We start from the raw sequence: 18,511 nt of genomic DNA, 5'->3' as shown, positions 1-18,511 counted from the left end.
CGCTTGCCAGGTCGTGGCGCCGTGCAGGTCTCCCAATCTGTGCCTATGCTGGCTCCGTTAGTATCAAAATGTTCCAAAAATCTTCTCTGCACCTTGCTCGCATGGCCATGAAGGCCGCGGCATCGAAAGGCACAACCAAGTGTGTGCGCAAAACGGCTGATGAATAGCGCTGTGATTCAGCTTGCTTCGGATAGGGAAACAGTTCTGTGTCGGTAAAAAAAATCCTTTGTGTCATCGGGACGCGCCCCGAAGCCATCAAAATGGCCCCGGTCATTCTGGCCTTGAAAAAAGAGCGATGGGCGGATGTGCGGGTGGTCGCCACGGCGCAGCACCGTCATTTGCTGGATCAGATCCTGGGGGTTTTCGGGATCGAGCCGGATATCGATCTGGATATCATGCGGCCAAGTCAAACCCTCACCACCCTGACCGCCCAGTTACTGCTTGAACTGGATACGGTCCTGCTGGAGCAGCAGCCCGATGCGGTGTTGGTGCAAGGCGATACCACGACGGTGATGGCCTGTGCCTTGGCGTGTTTTTATCACCGTATTGCGCTGGGCCATGTTGAAGCCGGCCTGCGCACCTGGGACAAGCAATCTCCGTTTCCCGAAGAAGCCAACCGGGTCATTACCGGTGAATTGGCTCGTTGGCACTTCGCACCGACTCAAGGTGCCCGGCAAAATCTGTTGAAAGAGGGCGTCTGCAGCGCGGGCATTTTCGTCACCGGCAATACGGTGATTGATGCGCTGCTTGCGACGGCGACCACGGCGCCGGAACTCGGCCTTGACCTTGACCCGAGCAAGCGCCTGGTCTTGGTGACAGCCCACCGCAGAGAGCATTTCGGCGCACCGTTTCGCACCATTTGCCGAGCGCTGCGAACCTTGGCCGAGAACAATCCAGGGGTTCAGTTTCTGTATCCCGTGCACCCGAACCCGAATATCCAGGAGGTCGCCCAGGCATCCCTGGCGGGCATCGCGAACTTCAGGCTGTGCGCGCCGCTGGATTACACGACGTTCGTCGCCGCCATGAAAGCCGCGTATTTCATCCTGACCGACTCGGGAGGGGTGCAGGAGGAAGCCCCGGCGCTGGGTAAGCCGGTATTGGTCATGCGTGATGAAACCGAGCGGCCGGAAGCGGTTGAGCAGGGCGGGGTAAAGCTGGTTGGCGCGAACTATGAACGCATCATTGAAGAGGCGCAGCGCCTGCTGGACGATGAGTCGGCCTATCGCGCCATGGCACGCAGTGTCTCGCCCTACGGCGATGGGCACGCGGCCGAGCGCATCGTGCATGTCCTGCGCGAGCATTTTGCTTGAAGCGTCTGGTATTCCTCTCGCCTTTACCCTGGGACAGCTTCGCCCAGCGGCCGCACAAGTTTGTCGAGTGGGCTCACCGGCGCACAGGCGCGCCGGTGCTGTGGGTCGACCCTTACCCCACGCGGCTTCCCAGGTGGAGCGATCTCAGGCGTTCGCCGCCAGCCCCGTCGACCAACCAGCCTGCGGGCATACCGTCGTGGCTTGGCGTGATCAAACCTGGCGGGTTGCCCATTGAACCGCTACCGGGCGTCGGCTGGGTGAATCGGTTTTTGTGGCGAGATCTGCTGAACCGGATCGATGCGTTCACCCGCGACGGTCCGGCCTTGCTGGTGGTCGGAAAACCCTCGGCGCTGGCGCACTTGCTGTTGCGCCGACTGCCTCACTGCGCCTCTTTATACGACGCCATGGATGACTTTCCGGCTTTTTATACCGGGCTTTCCCGGTCTGCGCTGGCGCGCCGTGAGCGGATGATCGCTCAACAAGTGGACGTCATCTGGGCATCCAGTTCCGGCCTCGATACGCAGTGGAGGCGCTATCGACGTGATGTCCACCGGGTGTTCAACGGCCTTGACCTGTCGGCGATCTGCGCCGTGCAGCCCGCGCCGGTCGCGTCGGCAGGCAAGGTCTTCGGCTACGTCGGTACGATGGCCGCCTGGTTCGACTGGGAGTGGGTCGCCGCATTGGCCAAGGCCAGGCCAAACGACGAAATTCGTTTGATCGGGCCGGTCTTCGGCGCCTTGGGTGCTCGGCTGCCGCCCAACGTTGTGGTGTTGCCTGCATGTGACCATGGGGCCGCATTGAACGCCATGGCGGAGTTCGATGTCGGGTTGATTCCCTTCAGGCAGAACGCGCTCACCGCAGCAGTCGACCCGATCAAGTACTACGAGTACCGCGCACTGGCGTTGCCGGTGATCTCGACCGATTTCGGCGAGATGCACGGGCGCAGTGGCCAGTCGGGGGTTTTTATCAGCCACTCGTTGAATGATCTCGCCGCGCTGGCCGAGGCTGCTTTGCAGTGTGAGCGCAACTCGGATGAAGCCCGTGCCTTTGCACTGCAGCACTCATGGGAAGCGCGTTTTGATGCCGCCAAGCTTTATCCATAACTGCGACGTGATCGTAGTCAACTACAACGCCGGCAAGCTGATCGGAGACTGTGTGGCCTCGGCGCTGAGAGAAGGCGCCTTGCGTGTGATCGTGGTGGACAACGGTTCCAGCGACGGGAGCCTGGCCCACCTGGAGGTTTACGAGGCCGATGCTCGCGTGAGCATCATCAGGAACATCCACAACACGGGCTTTGCCGCGGCCTGCAATACCGGCGCGGGCGTTTCCAACGCCGGTACATTGTTATTCCTGAACCCCGATTGCGTAATGATGCCTGGGGCGTTGGGGTACATGATGGACGCGCTGCACAGCGATCCTGCCACGGGCATGGTCGGTGGGTTTCTGTGCAACCCCGACGGGTCCGAACAACCGGGTGGACGACGGGTGTTCCCCACGCCAAGGCGCGCGTTCGTCCGGGCGTTTGGCCTGTCGCGCCTGGACTGGCTGTTTCCCTCTTTATGCGCGGATTTCCTGCTGCATCGCGAACCACTGCCCGACGCCCCTGTCGCGGTGGAAGCTATCTCCGGCGCCTGCATGCTGGTCAAACGTGAGGCCCTGGGCGCGGTAGGTCTGTGGGATGAAGGCTATTTTCTGCATTGCGAAGACCTGGATTGGTGTATGCGTTTCAAACTCAACGAGTGGCGCGTGGTGTTCGTGCCCCAGGCTCGTGTGATGCACTGGCAGGGTGCCTGCAGCCGGGCCAGACCGTTCTTTGTCGAATGGCACAAACATAGAGGCATGGTGCGCTTCTATGAAACGTACTTCAGGGCGCAGTACCCCAAGGTGTTGTGGTGGTGGGTGGTGATGGGCGTGTGGCTGCGCTTCGGCATGGTCTCGACCTACCATGCCGTCAAGTTGACGCTGGCTCGACTGGGCGGTCGGGGTGCCTGAGGTCACGTTGGGAGTGCTGGGCGCCAGCAGCCTGGTGGGGCGTCATGTCCTGGCGTTGCTTGAGCGCGAGCCGTTCACGGTCACCGCGTTTTCCCGGCAGGAACAGCACGCTGCGCAAGGTGGCGCGATCCGTTGGCGACGTATCACCGAGGGGGGTGAACCTGAGCCTGTGCAGCCCATTTCGTTATGGATCTGTGTGGCGCCGATCTGGGTGCTGCCGCAGTATTTTGCGCTGCTGCAGGCCTGCGGTGCGCGCAAAGTCATCGCGCTTTCTTCGACCAGTTGCTTTACCAAAAGCCACTCCGATGACCTGCAAGAGCAGCACCTGGCCAGCCGGTTGCGCGCCGCTGAGGTCAGCGTTGAAGACTGGGCTCTGCATCACCAGGTTCACTGGAGCATCCTGCGTCCCACGTTGATCTACGGCGACGGACGCGACAAAAACATCGCAGAGATCGCCCGCTTTATCCGCCGCTTCGGTTTTTTCCCGGTGTTTGGCCGCGCGATGGGGTTGCGCCAACCCGTGCATGCCGAAGATGTGGCGATGGCCTGCGTGCGTGCAGTGCAGGCGCCTCAAGTCTGCCATCACGCCTACAACCTCTCTGGCGGGGAAACATTGGCCTACCGGGACATGGTGGGCCGCGTGTTCGGCGCGCTGAACCGGCGCCCGCGTTTGCTCACGGTGCCGCTCTGGGTGTTTCGGATTGTCGTGCCGCTGCTTCGATGCCTGCCGCGTTATCGCCAGTGGTCGGCGGCGATGGCGCAGCGCATGAACCAGGACCTGATCTTCGATCATGGGGATGCAGCCCGCGACCTTGGCTTTGCGCCCAGGGCTTTTGTGCTGTCGAAACCCGACCTGGGTTAATTACTCATGCTCATGGGCACCCACGTGCCCCACTTGGCCTCATACAGCGCCTTGTTGCGTTCGAACAGCGCGAGGCGTTCGCCCTGGTGCATGAGTTTGAACGATGCCGACAGGTGGTGATGGATGAACACATCATGCGCACAGGCGTTGATCAACCCGGCCTGTTCGACACGCCGGCAGTAGTCGTCATCCTCGAAGAAGCCCCTTCCATAGATTTCGTCCAGCGGGCCGATGCGCGTGTAGGTACTGCGCGGCATCATCACGCAGAAGAACGCCAGGGTCGGCAGCCGGACTAACTCACCCAGGTGCCGGCAGGTATAGCCACGGGCCGCCTGCGGCATCTGCGCCGGGCTGGTGTAGCCGATGTCGACCTTGGCCTGATTGCCGATGTTGTTGGTCACCGGCCCGATCAAGCCAAGTGCGGGGTTACGTTGCAGATGCCGCTGCAAGGTGCTCGCCCACCCTGACGTCACCTGCGTGTCATTGTTGAGCAGCACCAGGTAATCGCCGCTGGCAACCGCCAGCCCCTGATTGTTTGCGGCGGCGAAGCCACGGTTGTCGGGGTTGAGTATCAGGGTCTGCCCGCTGCCTGCGGCCCACGCGGTGAGGAATTCAGCACTGCCATCACTGGAGGCGTTGTCCACCACAATGATCTCCAGCGCGGGGGATTCGCGGTGGCGCTCCAGGCTGTCCAGGCAGGCGCGGGTCAGTGCCAGGTTGTTGTAGGTCACCACGATCACGCTGGTCCGTGGCGCGTGTTCGCGATGTTCGGCCAGGGCCATGAGCGCATCGGCACGGTGTGCCCAGGTTTGTCGGGCAGCGAACGCCTGTCGTTGGGCGATCTGTTCGGTGGTTGACGGCACCAGCGCCCGGGCGACGGCTGCAATGAACCCTGGGGTATCTCGCGCGACCTGCACCTGCATGCCAAATTGCTGCATTTCCGGCAGGTCCACCGCGACCACGGGTTTCCCTGCGCTCAGGTACTCATAGACCTTGACCGGGTTGGTGGCGAGCGTCAGCGGCGTCACCTTGAACGGCACGATACACAGGTCGAAACCGTGCAAATAATAGGGCAGTTCGGCATAGGGCACTTCGCCGATAAATTCGACGTTCGGGCAGCCGCGCAAGCGGGCCCGAACGCCCACCGTATCGGCGCCGATCAACAGCACCACATGCTGGGGAAAGGCCTCGGCGACCTGGATCACCAACTCATGGTCGAACCAGTCGGCGATGGCGCCGTAATAGCCGATCACCGAGCGTTGCAACCGATCACGGTAGATCGACGCCGGGGCGTTGGAAAACTGGCTGAAGTCTGCGGCATTGCGCAGGACGGCGCAGGGCTTGTTGCCGTGGGCCGGCCATTGCTCGGCCAGCCAGTCGGAGGTGAATAGACGGATGTCGGCGTCGCGGACCAGTCGCTGCTCAAGCTGCAGGATGTCGGCGGCGTTGTCGCCGAAGCCTTGATGGTGGTCCATGCAGTCGTAGATCAATCGACTGTCGGGCAGTTCACTTGCGACGTCGCACCAGAACGGGTGCTGCACCAGTGAAATCACGCGTGCAGACCCGGCCCATAGCAACACCTCGCCGATGCTGCGGCACAGCTGCTGAACCTGCGCAGCGCTTGGGGCACCCGCGTAGATCAGTGGTGCGCCACGCAAAAACAGGTGGACCTGGAACAGCCGGTGCTCCTGGTCCAGCACCTCAAGCTCAAAGCCGGCGTGGCGGGTGTCGACCAGCGACGTTGAAACGTAGATGACCCGCCGTCCCGTGGCGCTCAGCGCGAGGGCCAGTTGTTGAGGGCGTTGGTGCCTGAAATCCCAGTCGATAGCGCCCCAGATAATATAGTCCGCCAGCCCGGCCTGCTGCGGTTGCGGTGCCGGCGAAGGGCTGACGAAGCCTGGCGCGGGCTTCAGGGCTCCGCGCAACGCGCGTACCGTCCTGAGCACGGCCCTGCGGTAAAGCGCGGCGAGCAGTTTTTTTACGCTGGCCGGCAGTGGCAACCGATGGTAGGCCACGCGCCAGCGGCTCCAGCGCGAGGGACGCCGATCGATCAGCATAGGGGAGGGCAGCCTTATCCGGATTTTCGCGGTGAGGCGGCGACGATCACGAAGTCGCTTTTCAGCGTGTCGGATTCGATCAAGCCGTCTTCGATGTCGAACAACATTTGCAGCACCCGTAACGACTGTGGATTGTCGTCCCTGAAATTGCCGGCGATACCGTGCATCAGGAACTGCAGCAGCGAGCCGCCACAGCGGTTCAGCGCACGGATGTCAAAGTGCTCCCCCACCACCCGCAGGATATCCGCCGAACGCACGGCTTCCGAGGGGTCGACTTTGACCACATCGACCGGGTCGGGTAATGGCACGACCTGTTGCACCTGGCCGTATGAGCCCTGCACGAATGACCGGCGAAACTGCTCGGGAATCAAGCCGAACGCATGGCTGATGGCCGCCCGTTGTTGCGTATCAAAGGCAAAGTGGTTGGCTCCGACGTATTCGTTGAAGAACAGCCAGCCGCCGGGTTTCAGGCTGTTGGCAACCCGCCGGCAGACCACCTCCAGCTCACGGATATGGTGCAGCGAGCCATTGAACCAGACCGCATCGTAGTGACTGGCGGGCAGATCGGTCTTTTCGATATCGCATAACGAGTAGTTGATCGTCGACGCGCCGATCGCCAGCGCTTCGGCCCTGGCGGCTTCGATTGCGCCGGGTGCGATGTCCACGGCGTCACAGTGTTCGAATGCATTGAGCCGGTAGAGCTCGCGCTCCAGGGTGCCGGTACCGCAGCCGATACTGAGCATCCGTGCGCCTTGCACCTGGTCGCCCAGGAACTCTTTGAGGCAGTACTGCACCCAGCCGGGGTGGCCGCTGCCGGCCGTTGCCTTGTGCTGATGGCGCCGCTGTACCGCCGGTACGGCGAGCCAGTACACATCCGCGGAGAAGGCGTCGGAACCGGCCATGTTTTCTGACCAGTGATCGGCCGTGACTTGCTTGTCGGCGGTTATACCTTCCAGCTTACCGCTGAGCTTGCTCATGATTTGCTTGAACACGGTGTCCTCCTTGGGTTGGTCAGTGCGTACCCGGTTGTCGCTGCGGCTGCGGACGTGTCCAAGCCCCCCATTTGCTTTCGAAATACGCCTGGTTCTTGTCCCAGAGCGCCTGGTATTCACCGCTGGCAATCAGCTTCTTGAAGGAGGCCTGGCCAACGTGATGGATGAACGCGTCTTCTGCGCACACCGTCCTCAAACCGGCCGCCTGGATGCGTCGGCTGTAATCGTCATCTTCGAACATGCCGATGCCGAAGGCCTCGTCCAGCCAGCCGATACGCTCGAACACGTCGCGGCGCATGGCCACGCAGAACATGGCGAGCATGCTGATATCGAAGGTACGGCCCTGGTGCTGCGCGACATGGCGGTCGGCGAAGGCTTCCATGTTCGCCATGTCAACGTAGTCGACACTGATCTTCGCTTCGTTGCCCACCGAGTTGGTCATCGGGCCCACCAGTCCGATCTGTGGGTCTTGCAGGTGCTTGAGCAACGGGTCGACCCACCCCTTGGGCACCACGGTGTCGTTGTTGAGCAGTACCAGGTATTCCCCGGTCGCCAATTTGAGCCCCTGGTTATTGGCGGCGGCGAAGCCCAGGTTGCGGTCATTGAGCACCAGGGTGACATTGGCATGGGTGCGACCCAGGTAGCGCAGGTAGTTGCCGGTATCGTCCGAGGATGCGTTGTCGACGATGATCAGCTCGTAATTGGGGTAGGTGGTATTGCGCAGCAGGCTCTTGATGCACGCTTGGGTCAGCTCGACATTGTTGTAGGTGACGACCACGATCGACACTTTGGGATGCAACGCCGTCAATGCTTTGAGGTTGGCGTCGAAGCGGTTGCGCCAGTCATTCGCGCTGGCGAGTGCCACGCGCTCGCTGGCGACTGCGAGATCGGTTTCGCTCAGGGCGCGCTCGATCTGCTCGATGAACGCCTGCGGCCCATCGGCGAAATACACGTAGTTGTCGTAGATCTTCATCTCTTCCAGCGGCACCGACACCACCGGTTTGCCCGCGCTGATGAATTCGTAGAATTTCACCGGATCGACCGCGTGGGTCACGTTATACAGCCGGAACGGGATCAGGCAGACATTGAAGTGGTACAGGTACAACGGCATCTGGGCGTAGGGCTTTCTGCCGAGCAAGTGCACGTTGGGCAAACGGTCAAGGCCGGCAAGGTCCTTGACGAAGACGTCGCCGATCAACACGAAATTCCAGTCTGTGCGCTGCTGGGCGATGGTGGCGATCAGCTTCAGGTCTACCCATTCGGCCAGGCCTCCGTAAAAGCCGATCAACGGCCGCGTGATGTCTGAAAGCAGGCTGTTGGGGACGCAGTTGCGTTCGAAGAATTGGAAATCCACACCATTGCGCAAGAGCAGGCAGTTGCTGCTCGCCTTGGCCCATTTGTCGTGCAGCAAGGCGGCGGTGACCGTCATCAGGTCGGCGTCTCGAACCAGGGTTTCCTCTTCCTCCAGCAGTACCTGGCCGATGCCCGGAAAGCCCACCCAGTCATCCATGCAGTCGTACTGGATTTTCCAACCATGCTCGCGACGCAACCGCGTGGCGAGTGGGGCCCAGAAGGCCAGGTGGACAACCGACACCGCCGTCTTTATGCGCAGGTTCTTCGCCAGTTGCTCAATCGCCGTGGCATAGGCCTGCAGGTTTTGTTCGCCCAGGCGGTGGTTGTAGCAGTCCACGAACTCATCGCGGTGCAGCGCAATTTCGAAGACCCCGGGCGCCACTTCAAGGCTGCTGTAGGCATGGCCGGGCTCGGCACTGCGCGAAGGCACGATGTAGAAGACGCGATAGCCATGACGGGCGAACTGGCTCATCAACTGCTGGGGGCGCTGGAAGCGCGCGGTCCAGTCGATATTGGCGAAGCAGAGGATATCGAAGCGGTTCTCTGTCGGTGCGTCGCCAGGCGACGACGACCGACGGCTTGTAGACGGGGCGTCGAGCGGAACGCTGTCCTGGTGCAGGAAGTCGAGGGTCTCGGCGTCTGTGTGCAGGGATCGGTACCGCAACCAATGAAGCAGTGCGCGCAGCGGCTTGGTGATCCGCCAGGACCGCGTGTTTTTCAACGTGGCGATATAGGCAATCGCCGCGTCGCGCTGGCGGTTGGCCGCATCGCGCTCAACGCGCAGGCGGTCGTGGTCAAGCGTGGCCAGGGTGTCCTTATCCATGTCGTGATCCTTCACGGGAGCGTTACGTTGTTTTGCTCGCCATAAGCGTGCAGTGGTGTCTGGTCGCCGGCGGGCCACATCGAGCTGCTGGAGCCGGGGCGGTAGAAGGTGACGGTCACACTGCGCCGGGAGGATTGGCAGCCGTCCACCACCCGTGAAACGGCATGCCAGGAATTATCCGAGCGCACCAGGATGGCTGAGTTGCCGATCACCGGGACCACTTGCGCGACGACATCGGTGGGGGCGGCAGAACCAAGGATTTGCAGGCAGCCACCCTCGGCCGGGTTCCACGTCTGGTTGAAATACAGGATGTGCGTGACCAGCTTGTCGTCCAGGTCCGGGTGAGGCCCCAGGTTGGCACCGGGGCCGTAATGGAACAGATTGACCTCCATGGGGACCTCGGTCAGGTCCACGTCGGTCAGCGCTGACATCGCCTCGCGGTATTGCGGTGAACGCAGGCTGTGGGTCAATGCCAGCCATTCGCGGCTTAACGCCTGGGGGTGGACCACTTCGTGGGTGCCCATGGCGATCAATTGCCGCGCCTCGTACTCGTAGTCCTTGGCGCCGCCGTAGCCGGAGACCGTCTTGAAGTGATCATGCGGATAGGTTTCGGCCAGCGCCCTGGCATCTTCCGGGGCGTATAGCTCTCCGATCTCGGCCCAGGCATACGGGGCGGTGTGCAAGCGATGGGCTCTCAGTTTGCTCAGGTCAATCATGTCGAAGGGCTCCCAGCCATTTCTGCAAAGTACGGCGAGCATGGCGCAGCGGCGCCGTCAGCTTGAAAGAGTTGGATTGATACAGCTTTTCAAGCGCCTGTTGATGGTGTTCGTGTTCGGTTTGCCGGTCGGCGGCCTGGCGTTGCATCTCTGAATATAGATCTTCGAAAACGCCAGGCAAGGCTTGCCAGTACCGGTTGAGCACGGGGGCGGTGGCTCTGCGCCCTTCGCGGATCAGGTCCGCCACACGGTCCCAGTGCGCGTCGACCTGTTCCACGGCCGAGGCGGTGACCGCAGATATCGGCTGCCTGCCCAGCTGTGCGCGAAACCACTGGGGGTCTATCGCTTCGTCCCGGCGTAATTGGAAGATTCGCCCATGGCTGGGCAGCGCGGTGTATTTGCCGGTGCCCAGGTCTGCCGAGCAGAAAATCGGCACACCAAACACCAGCGAAGTGATCGCCAGGTGGTAGCTGTGCCCGATGACGCCTTCGGCATGGGCGAGCACCTCGGCCAATAGCAGGGGATTGGGCCAATACGGCAGGCATCGCGAACGCTCCAGGTCATCGCCGAGCACGGAAGGGTGATCGCCAAGTACCGGCCCAATGGGCAGCAGCAACAGCTGCAAGTCCTCGAACAAGTCCGCATGGGTTCGCCACAGCGCCAGGAAACTGTCCAGCCCCCACATGGCATGCACCACCAGGTAAGGCTTGGTCAGGTCTGCGCTGGCACGCAATGCCAGGAACTCGGCTGACGGTGATTGGGGGTCTATCAGCCGTGGAAGGCCGAAGGCGGTGTCGGGCAACACTTCCACCGGGGCCGTTTCCGATACTCGGACCAAGGCCGCCTGCGACAGTGCATCCCGGACCCTGATATGGGGGCTGTGATCCAGGGTCAGCTTCACCAGCGGCGCGGCCCATGGCGGTATGTCGTTGCAGTGCATGCCCGGCGCATTCCAGATCAGCGGGACGCCGTGTTGCAACGCAATCAGTGCCGGGGTCAACCAGTAGCCGGTGGGGTGGTGAATGGAGGCGTCCGGCGGGTAGTAGCCGGTAGCTACCACCTTGTCGAAGCGAACGATGAAGCCTCCACCGATCAGCGCCCCGTCCAGCTGGCTGGCGATGTCCGGCAGCCGGGTCACCGAGGTGACCTCATAAGGCCATTCAGGCATGGTTTTGCCATGATAGGAAAACCGGTGAAGCGTTATCGGCCCCAGCCGCCTGGTCAACTCCGCCTCGGCGAGGATGGGAAACAACAGGTCGCCGTAATTGGCGACATCGAAGGTGCCGAAGATCCCGACCTGCCATGCTCGACTCATTGCAGCTCCCGCGATTGGACGGCTTGAGCGCCAGGGCTGGCTTCTATCCCCAGGTCGACGAAACCCAGGAAGTCCTTGGTGCCAGGCAAAGTGTCGAAGGCCAATAGTGCCACCTGCTTCTCGATCAACTGCGCGGTTTCCTCGGTATGGCCGTTCATCAGTTTCAGGGTGATGTGGTACTTGCCCGCCGCGAGACTGGCCGGGAAGCGGACGGTGATCGTTGCCCTGCGCCAGCCGTCTTGCGCCGCCTCCATGTGCAGCGCCAGATTGGCCCCGCCGATCACCAGCAGCCGTGCTTCCTGGATCGTCACGCTGATGGTCGGCAGTTCGATGGTGTCGCGCACACGGGTTTCGATGCGCAACTCGATGGTCTCACCATACACAAAGCTCGAATACAGGCTGTCGGTGTTGGTAAAGCAGGCCGCAACAATATGGCCTTCATCGGTGCCAAAGGCGATACCGCCCTGTTTGGCCAGAAACGCCTTGGGGGCGACGGGCACTGTGCCACCGCTGGCCCAGCGGCGCTGCTCGTCACGCATTTCGAGCAGGTAGAGTTCGGCCATCTCTTCGGGAGAACCACTGGCGCGCACCTTGCCTTCACGCAGGTAGATGACCCGGTTGCAAAAGCGTTTGACCATGCCCATGTCATGGGACACGAACAGCAGCGTCGTCCCTTGCTGGGTCAGTGTCTCCAAACGGTTGAGGCATTTGAACTGAAAGGACGCATCGCCCACTGCCAGGGCTTCGTCGACGATCAGTATGTCCGGTTGCACGCACACCGCCACGGCGAAGGCCAGCCGCACCAGCATGCCGCTGGAGTAGGTCTTGGTCGGCTGGTCGATAAAGTCGCCAATATTCGCGAAGTCGGTTATTTCGGTGAAACGGGCTTCGATTTCGGCATGGCTCAGCCCCAGCACGGCACCGTTCATGTAGACGTTTTCGCGCCCGGTGAACTCGTGATTGAAGCCCGACCCCAGCTCCAGCAGCGCGGCGACGCGGCCATGGCTCTGAATGCTGCCGGATGTGGCGCTCAGCGTGCCGCAGATCAACTGCAGCAGGGTCGACTTGCCACTGCCGTTGCGGCCGATGATGCCGACGGTCTCGCCTTTGCGCAGCTCCAGCGACACGTCGTGGAGTGCCCAGAACTCCCGGTAAAAATGTTTTTTGCCACGGGACAGCATCTGCCACAGGCGGTCCCTGGGCGTGTCGTAGATGTGATAGCTCTTACTCAGGTGGGCCGTCTGCACGGCGATGTCAGAGCACATCGGCAAATCCTTTGCGGGTCTTCTGGAACCAGGTGAACCCCAGCCAGGCGACGGTACTGGCAACCAGCAGGCCGTAGGCCCAGGTGAAGGGATCTGGCACGATGCCCCAAAACAGCACGTCCCGGGTCTGCTCGACCACCTGTGTCAGCGGGTTGAGGTGCAGGAGGCCCTGGTAGGCCTCGGGGAATGCGCTGGTCGGGTAGAAAATCGCCGAGACAAACATCAAGGCGGTTGTCAGCACGCCGACCATCTGACCGACATCACGCAGGTAAACCCCCAGCGAGGCCAGCAGCCACGAAATGCCCAGGGTAAACAGTACCAGCGGCAACAGCACCAAGGGCAGTAACAGGCTGGTCAACGGCGGCAGGCCGAAGAACACCAGGTGGAACACCAGCCAGATCACCAGCTGGCCACGGTATGGAACAACACCGCACCCAGCACCACCCACGGCAGGATCTCCAGGGGGAACATGACTTTCTTGACGTAGTTGGCGTTGGAGATGATCAGGCCCGGCGCACGGCTCACGCATTCGGAAAACACGTTGAACACCAGCAGGCCGGCAAACACCAGCAACGCGAACTCCGTTCGGGAGCCGCTGCCCTGGGGCCAGCGCAGCTTGAACATCATGCTGAACACGAACGTGTACACCAGCAACATGAAGAGCGGGTTCAGGAACGACCACAACAGCCCCATGATGGAGCCACGATACCGACCAATTACATCCCGCTGGACCATGGATACCAACAGTTCTCTATGTCGCCACGGACTGGAAAACATTCCAGCCTGTGTGTTTGCTTACTCATCCAACGGTTCCCATGGTCAGTGCAGTGCGCTCATCAGTCTAGTCCGCAATTGCTGTTTCGCTATGTGCCTTTCATGAATTGTTCCAGCTCGGGGTATCGACCCCTCCCATCGTCACGAATAAAAATTTTTTGTGGGTCCCGCTTGAAATTTTTCCCCCTGATCCTACTTAGGGTTTACGCGATGCCGAATGCGGGTCGCGGATCAAATCACTTGGAGAAAACTCAGGAGATTTCGCAATGGCTACTACTCTCTCGTTGGCCCCACTGTTCCGTCATTCCGTTGGTTTTGACCGGTTCAACGACCTTTTTGAATCGGCGCTTCGCAGCGAGGCCGGTACCACCTATCCACCTCACAACGTCGAAAAGCACGGCGATGATCATTACCGGATCGTCATCGCGGCCGCAGGACTGGTGGAGGACGACCTGGAGATCCAGGTGGAAAAAGGCGTGTTGACCGTCGCCGGTGGCAAGCGTGAACACGATGAGGGCATTACTTACTTGCACCAGGGCATCGCCCAGCGTGCGTTCCGGTTGTCGTTCCGCCTGGTTGACCACATTGAAGTGCAGGGCGCGCAACTCGCCAACGGGTTGCTGAGCATTGACCTGCTGCGTGTGGTCCCGGAGGAAGCGAAACCCAAGCGCATTGCGATTGGCGGTGCGGCCAAGGCTGAGGTGAAATCCATCAGCGAGCAGTAAGGCTGGAATGAATAAAGGCGCTCTTCGGAGCGCCTTTATTCGTTGGGGCCGCGTTACTGCGTGGGGATGTTGCGCCCGCCCGGCGCTTGTGCGGCCGATGCTTCACGCCCCTCCCACTTGGCAATCACCAATGGCGCCAACGCATTGCCCAGCACATTCAGCGCCGTGGTCGGCATCTCCATCAACCGATACACCCCGGCAATAAACGCAATCCCTTCCAACGGCAAACCAGCGCTCGCCAGGGTGGCGGAGAGAATCACGAACATAAACCCCGGCACACCGGCAGCGCCCTTGGAGGTCAGCACCATGGTCACCACCAGCAGCGCCTGATCACCCAGGCTCAGGTCGATGCCGTACAACTGCGCGACAAACAAGGTGCCGATCCCGAGAAACAGCGACGCACCGTCGAGGTTGAACGAGTAGCCCACCGGCACCACAAAGCTCACCAGCGATGGCGGTACGCCGTAGGTTTCAAGCTTCTTCATCAATTGCGGCATCACCGCCGCCGAGCTGGCGGTGGAGAAAGCCAGTACCAGTTCGTCCTTGATATGGCGCATCAAGGCGAACAGGTTGATCCCGCATACCCGCGCCACCAGGTTGAGCACCACCAGCACGAAGAAGGCGATGGCCACATAACTGACCATGATCAGCTTGGCCAGTGGCACCAGTGAGCTGAAGCCGAAGTTGGCCACGGTCACGGCGATCATGCCGAACACGCCGATGGGCGAGTAGGCCATGATCATCGAGGTGACCTTGAACATCGCATCGCTGACCCCGCGCAGCAGCGCGATGACCGGGTCTTTGCGTTCGGCGGGCAAACGCGCGACACCGAGGCCGAACATCACCGCAAAAAACAACACCGACAACAGGCTGCCCTGGGCCATGGCGTTGATCACATTATCGGGGATGATGCCGACGATGATCTGCCCCAGGCTATGGCCCGCGCCGTTGCTGGTGGGCAGGGTGATAGTGGCGGCGTGCAGGCTGGACAGTTCTGTCCCGGCGCCGGTTTGAGCAGATTGCCCATGACCAGGCCAATAATGATTGCCAGTGTCGTGATGCAGAAGAAATAGCTCAGGGATTTGACCCCGATACGGCCCAGGGACTTGCCGTCACCCTGTCCGGCGATGCCGACGACCATGCAGGAAAACACGATAGGTACCACGATCATCTTCATCAACTTGATAAAGATATCGCCTGCCGGTTGCAGAATATTGTCCACCAGCCACGGTCGTGACTCGGGAAAGCGGTGCAACAGGGCACCGATGGCGATGCCGGCGAGCAAGCCGATCATGATTTGCCAGACCAGCGCGATACGGGGCGTGTGCATGGGAATGCCTCATTTGATCAATGATTTTAAGTTGTTGTTCTAGGCAGTCAAAAAGGCGGCCGTCCGCTGGCCACCGGGTGTTGCGAAGGCCGTCAGCGCAAGTCGTGGCATGCGTCTTTGAGACGGCGGCAACCTTCTTCAATCACGTCCAGCGAACTGGCAAACGACAGGCGCACATACGGCGACATGCCGTAGGCCGCGCCGCTGACCGTGGCCAGGCCGTAGTCGCGCAGCAGGTAGTCCACCATTTGAGTGTCGCTCTGCAGGCGATCACCTTGCGCGGTGAGCTTGCCTATCAGCCCGCTTACATTGGCGAACACATAAAACGCACCGTCCGGCGGGGTAAAACCCAGGCCGGGTATGCCCTCCAGCAGCGTCAACATGCGTGCACGGCGGTGTTGATATTCCTCACGCATCCCGGCGATAGGCGCCTGGTCACCGGCAAACGCCGCCACTGCCGCCGCCTGGCTCAGGGAGCTGGGGCAAGTGGTGGTTTGCGACAGCAACTTGGCAATGGCCGCGATCAACCAGGCCGGCCCTGCGCCAAAGCCCAATCGCCAGCCGGTCATGGCATAGCCCTTGGAGGCGCCATTGACGATCAGCGTGCGCGACTTGAGGTCCGGCGCCAAACGCGTCAGCGGCACATGTCGGGCGCCGCCGTAGACGAAGTGCTCGTAGATCTCATCAGCCATGACCAGTACATGGGGATGACGACGCAAAACCTGGGCCAGGGCCAGCAGCTCGGCTTCGCTGTACACCGCGCCGCTGGGGTTGTTCGGGCTGTTGAGGATCACCCATTTGGTGCGCGGGGTGATCGCGTGTTCCAGCGCCTCGGGCGACAGTTTGAAACCCAGGCTTTCGTCGCCGGGGATGATCACTGGCGTCGCATCGTTGAGCCGTGCGATGTCCGGGTACGACACCCAGTACGGCGTGTGCACGATGACTTCATCGCCGCGATTCAACGTGGCGGCCAGCGCGTGATAGATGATGTGTTTGCCGCCGCAGCCGGCGACCACTTCGTCCAGGCCATAGGCCAGGTCATTGTCGCGGGCGAGCTTCAGGCAAATGGCCTTGCGCAGGGCCAGGGTGCCGCTGGTGGGCGTGTAATGTGTGTCGCCACTGTGCATCGCCAGGCTGGCGGCTTCAAGGATATGGGCCGGGGTGTCGAAGTCCGGTTCGCCCACGGTGAAGTTGACGATGTCCCGGCCCTGGGCGCGCAACTCGGTGACCAAGGCATTGGCGGCGATGCTGGGGGATGGCGCGATGCCTAGCACGCGGTCAGACAAAAAACTCATGGCCGCGTCCTTCATTGCGCCAGGCCTGCTTGATCCAGCACCTTATCGATCCAGCTCTGGCGCACCGCCCCGCTGGCGATTTCGGCCTTGACCGCGTCTTCATGCGCGGCATGTTGCGCAGCGCGGCGCAGCACTTCGGCGGCGTCGGCCTGGGAGAATGCGACCAGGCCGTCTTCATCGCCCACCAGCAGGTCGCCGGGGTTGATCAGCATGCCGCCGATGGACACCGGCACATTCACCTCACCAGGGCCGGTTTTATACGGGCCGGTGTGCACCACGGCGCGGGCATAACACGGCGTGTCCTCAAAGCTGGCGACATCGCGGATCGCACCGTCGATCACAAAGCCCACGCAACCGCGCTGCTGGGCATAGAGCTTGACCAGCTCACCGATCACCGCGTTGTTGGTGTCGCCCTGGCCGTCCACCACCAGCACGTGACCCGGTTGCAGCAGGCTCATGGCCTTGTAGATCAGCAGGTTGTCACCGGGGCGGGTCTTGACGGTGATCGCCGTGCCCACCAGCTTGCCGCTGCGGTTGTAGCGCGTCAGGCCACGGGCGCCGATATGGCGGCCGAGGTTATCGCTGATATGCGGGGTGACCACCTGGGCAAATGCCTCGACCAGTTCGGCCGGGGCCATGGGCGCGTTGGGAAGGATGCGTGAACCGGGCAAGGACATGGCAAATCTCCAGAATCGTTTGGATAGCGACGGGCTATGTCTGGATCTTAGGAGGGCTGAACGGAGAGTTTTAGCGATATTTTATGATGTGTTAGCATCGCTTTTTCGCATGAATGGCTCGCCATGATCACCTTCAAGCAAATCGACGCGCTGTACTGGATCGCTGAACTCGGCAGTTTTGAAGCGGCGGCCAACAAGCTCAACATGTCCCAGTCGGCCATCTCCAAGCGTATCCAGGAGCTGGAAGACACCTTCGACGTGGAGATTTTCGACCGCAGCAAGCGCAATGCCCGGCTCACGGAAAAGGGCGGTGAACTGCTCGACTACGCCCGCGACCTGCTCAAAAGCCGCGACCAATTGCTTGAACGCGTGAGTGCCCGCGAAGTGCTGGTGCGCCGGTTTCGCCTGGGCGTCACTGAGCTCACCGCGCTGACCTGGTTGCCGGCGTTGGTGGAAGCCCTGCGCCAGGCCTACCCCAAAGTGCAGCTGGAACCCTCGGTGGAGCTGAGCAGCGAGCTGTTCCGCAAACTGGAAAGCGACCAGCTTGATCTGGTGATCGTGCCGGACGTCTACAGTGATCCGCGTTTCCACAGCACATCGTTGCAAAGCGTGGAAAACGCCTGGATCTGCGCGCCTGGCCTGATTCCTGATCCTGACCCGGTCAGCCTCGATACCCTGGCTGGCTACACCGTACTGACCCAAGGTTCACAGTCGGGCACCGGCCTGATCTACGAGCGCTGGCTGGCTGCGCACAACGTGCAGATGCCGCGCACGCTCACCAGCCACAACCTGCTGGTGCAGGTGGGGCTGGCGTTGTCGGGAATTGGGGTGAGCTACCTGCCCAAGGCGTGCTTGTCGCACTTGATCGAGCAGGGTGCCTTGCGTGCGTTGGTCACGCAGCCGGAATTGCCGAGCGTGCAGTACGTGGCGCTGCACCGCGCGGATCGGCAATTCGGCTTGAACCAGGACGTGGCGCGGATGGCCCGGGCGTGCTGCAATTTTTCGCGGTTGTTGTTCTAGCGGCC

The 18,511-nt window shown here is 61.4% G+C and carries 14 protein-coding genes and 2 pseudogenes; 6 read left to right on the top strand and 10 right to left on the bottom strand.

Annotated features, from left to right (window positions below; translation table 11 throughout):
- Positions 1-206 precede the first annotated feature (206 nt).
- The 4 genes from wecB to IQK56_RS05365 are packed head-to-tail and all read left to right on the top strand — an operon-like array spanning position 207 to position 4,164.
- Entirely contained in the window at positions 207-1,310 is a 1,104-nt protein-coding gene (gene wecB / locus IQK56_RS05380) for a non-hydrolyzing UDP-N-acetylglucosamine 2-epimerase (RefSeq protein WP_341869487.1), read from the top strand.
- On the top strand, positions 1,307-2,413 hold the full coding sequence (locus IQK56_RS05375) for a glycosyltransferase family protein (protein WP_246500151.1): 1,107 nt from the start codon (positions 1,307-1,309) through the stop codon (positions 2,411-2,413). Before wecB ends, IQK56_RS05375 begins: the two co-directional genes overlap by 4 nt.
- Positions 2,391-3,302: a glycosyltransferase family 2 protein gene (locus IQK56_RS05370; RefSeq protein WP_193862250.1), complete on the top strand. Its 912-nt coding sequence runs from the start codon at positions 2,391-2,393 to the stop codon at positions 3,300-3,302. The genes IQK56_RS05375 and IQK56_RS05370 overlap by 23 nt, the downstream gene beginning before the upstream one ends.
- Positions 3,295-4,164 (top strand): NAD-dependent epimerase/dehydratase family protein, encoded by an 870-nt coding sequence (locus tag IQK56_RS05365; protein ID WP_193862249.1) that lies wholly within the window; start codon positions 3,295-3,297, stop codon positions 4,162-4,164. Before IQK56_RS05370 ends, IQK56_RS05365 begins: the two co-directional genes overlap by 8 nt.
- Here the strand turns inward: IQK56_RS05365 and IQK56_RS05360 are convergent.
- The 7 genes and pseudogenes from IQK56_RS05360 to IQK56_RS05330 form a co-directional block, all read right to left on the bottom strand.
- A complete protein-coding gene (locus IQK56_RS05360) occupies positions 4,161-6,221 on the bottom strand; it encodes a glycosyltransferase (protein ID WP_193901585.1) in 2,061 nt (686 codons plus the stop codon). The two genes, IQK56_RS05365 and IQK56_RS05360, sit on opposite strands and share 4 nt — an antisense overlap.
- A gap of 14 nt (positions 6,222-6,235) precedes the next feature.
- The gene (locus tag IQK56_RS05355; RefSeq protein WP_224793911.1) at positions 6,236-7,213 is read right to left on the bottom strand and encodes a class I SAM-dependent methyltransferase; all 978 of its coding nucleotides are present in this window, start codon (positions 7,211-7,213) and stop codon (positions 6,236-6,238) included.
- Between the two features lie 19 nt (positions 7,214-7,232).
- Complete coding sequence (locus tag IQK56_RS05350; RefSeq protein ID WP_193862247.1) at positions 7,233-9,389, bottom strand: glycosyltransferase; 2,157 nt, start codon at positions 9,387-9,389, stop codon at positions 7,233-7,235.
- A gap of 11 nt (positions 9,390-9,400) precedes the next feature.
- Positions 9,401-10,105, bottom strand: a complete 705-nt coding sequence (locus IQK56_RS05345; protein WP_122309287.1) for a 2OG-Fe(II) oxygenase family protein — start codon at positions 10,103-10,105, stop codon at positions 9,401-9,403.
- A complete protein-coding gene (locus tag IQK56_RS05340) occupies positions 10,098-11,420 on the bottom strand; it encodes a polysaccharide pyruvyl transferase family protein (protein WP_150760345.1) in 1,323 nt (440 codons plus the stop codon). Before IQK56_RS05340 ends, IQK56_RS05345 begins: the two co-directional genes overlap by 8 nt.
- Complete coding sequence (locus tag IQK56_RS05335) at positions 11,417-12,685, bottom strand: ABC transporter ATP-binding protein (RefSeq protein WP_122306604.1); 1,269 nt, start codon at positions 12,683-12,685, stop codon at positions 11,417-11,419. Before IQK56_RS05335 ends, IQK56_RS05340 begins: the two co-directional genes overlap by 4 nt.
- Positions 12,675-13,462 (bottom strand): annotated as a pseudogene (locus IQK56_RS05330) (ABC transporter permease). Before IQK56_RS05330 ends, IQK56_RS05335 begins: the two are co-directional and overlap by 11 nt.
- A 263-nt stretch (positions 13,463-13,725) precedes the next feature.
- Between IQK56_RS05330 and IQK56_RS05325 the strand changes: the two are divergent.
- Positions 13,726-14,184 carry an Hsp20 family protein gene (locus tag IQK56_RS05325; protein WP_112196305.1) on the top strand — a complete coding sequence of 153 codons (459 nt, stop codon included), beginning with the start codon at positions 13,726-13,728 and terminating at the stop codon, positions 14,182-14,184.
- Between the two features lie 53 nt (positions 14,185-14,237).
- Here IQK56_RS05325 and IQK56_RS05320 read toward each other — a convergent pair.
- From IQK56_RS05320 to IQK56_RS05310, 3 genes and pseudogenes are all read right to left on the bottom strand, one after another.
- Positions 14,238-15,514 (bottom strand): annotated as a pseudogene (locus IQK56_RS05320) (cation:dicarboxylate symporter family transporter).
- A 92-nt stretch (positions 15,515-15,606) separates the two neighbouring features.
- Positions 15,607-16,809 (bottom strand): pyridoxal phosphate-dependent aminotransferase, encoded by a 1,203-nt coding sequence (locus IQK56_RS05315; RefSeq protein ID WP_246500150.1) that lies wholly within the window; start codon positions 16,807-16,809, stop codon positions 15,607-15,609.
- 11 nt (positions 16,810-16,820) lie between these two features.
- Positions 16,821-17,486: an RraA family protein gene (locus IQK56_RS05310; RefSeq protein ID WP_150760341.1), complete on the bottom strand. Its 666-nt coding sequence runs from the start codon at positions 17,484-17,486 to the stop codon at positions 16,821-16,823.
- A gap of 123 nt (positions 17,487-17,609) precedes the next feature.
- Here IQK56_RS05310 and IQK56_RS05305 point away from each other — a divergent pair, with 123 nt between their 5' ends.
- Positions 17,610-18,506 (top strand): LysR family transcriptional regulator, encoded by an 897-nt coding sequence (locus tag IQK56_RS05305; RefSeq protein ID WP_122306599.1) that lies wholly within the window; start codon positions 17,610-17,612, stop codon positions 18,504-18,506.
- Positions 18,507-18,511 lie beyond the last annotated feature (5 nt).

Source organism: Pseudomonas cyclaminis (assembly GCF_015163715.1).
GTDB lineage: Bacteria > Pseudomonadota > Gammaproteobacteria > Pseudomonadales > Pseudomonadaceae > Aquipseudomonas > Aquipseudomonas cyclaminis.
This window is presented reverse-complemented; position numbering and strand designations above follow the sequence as displayed.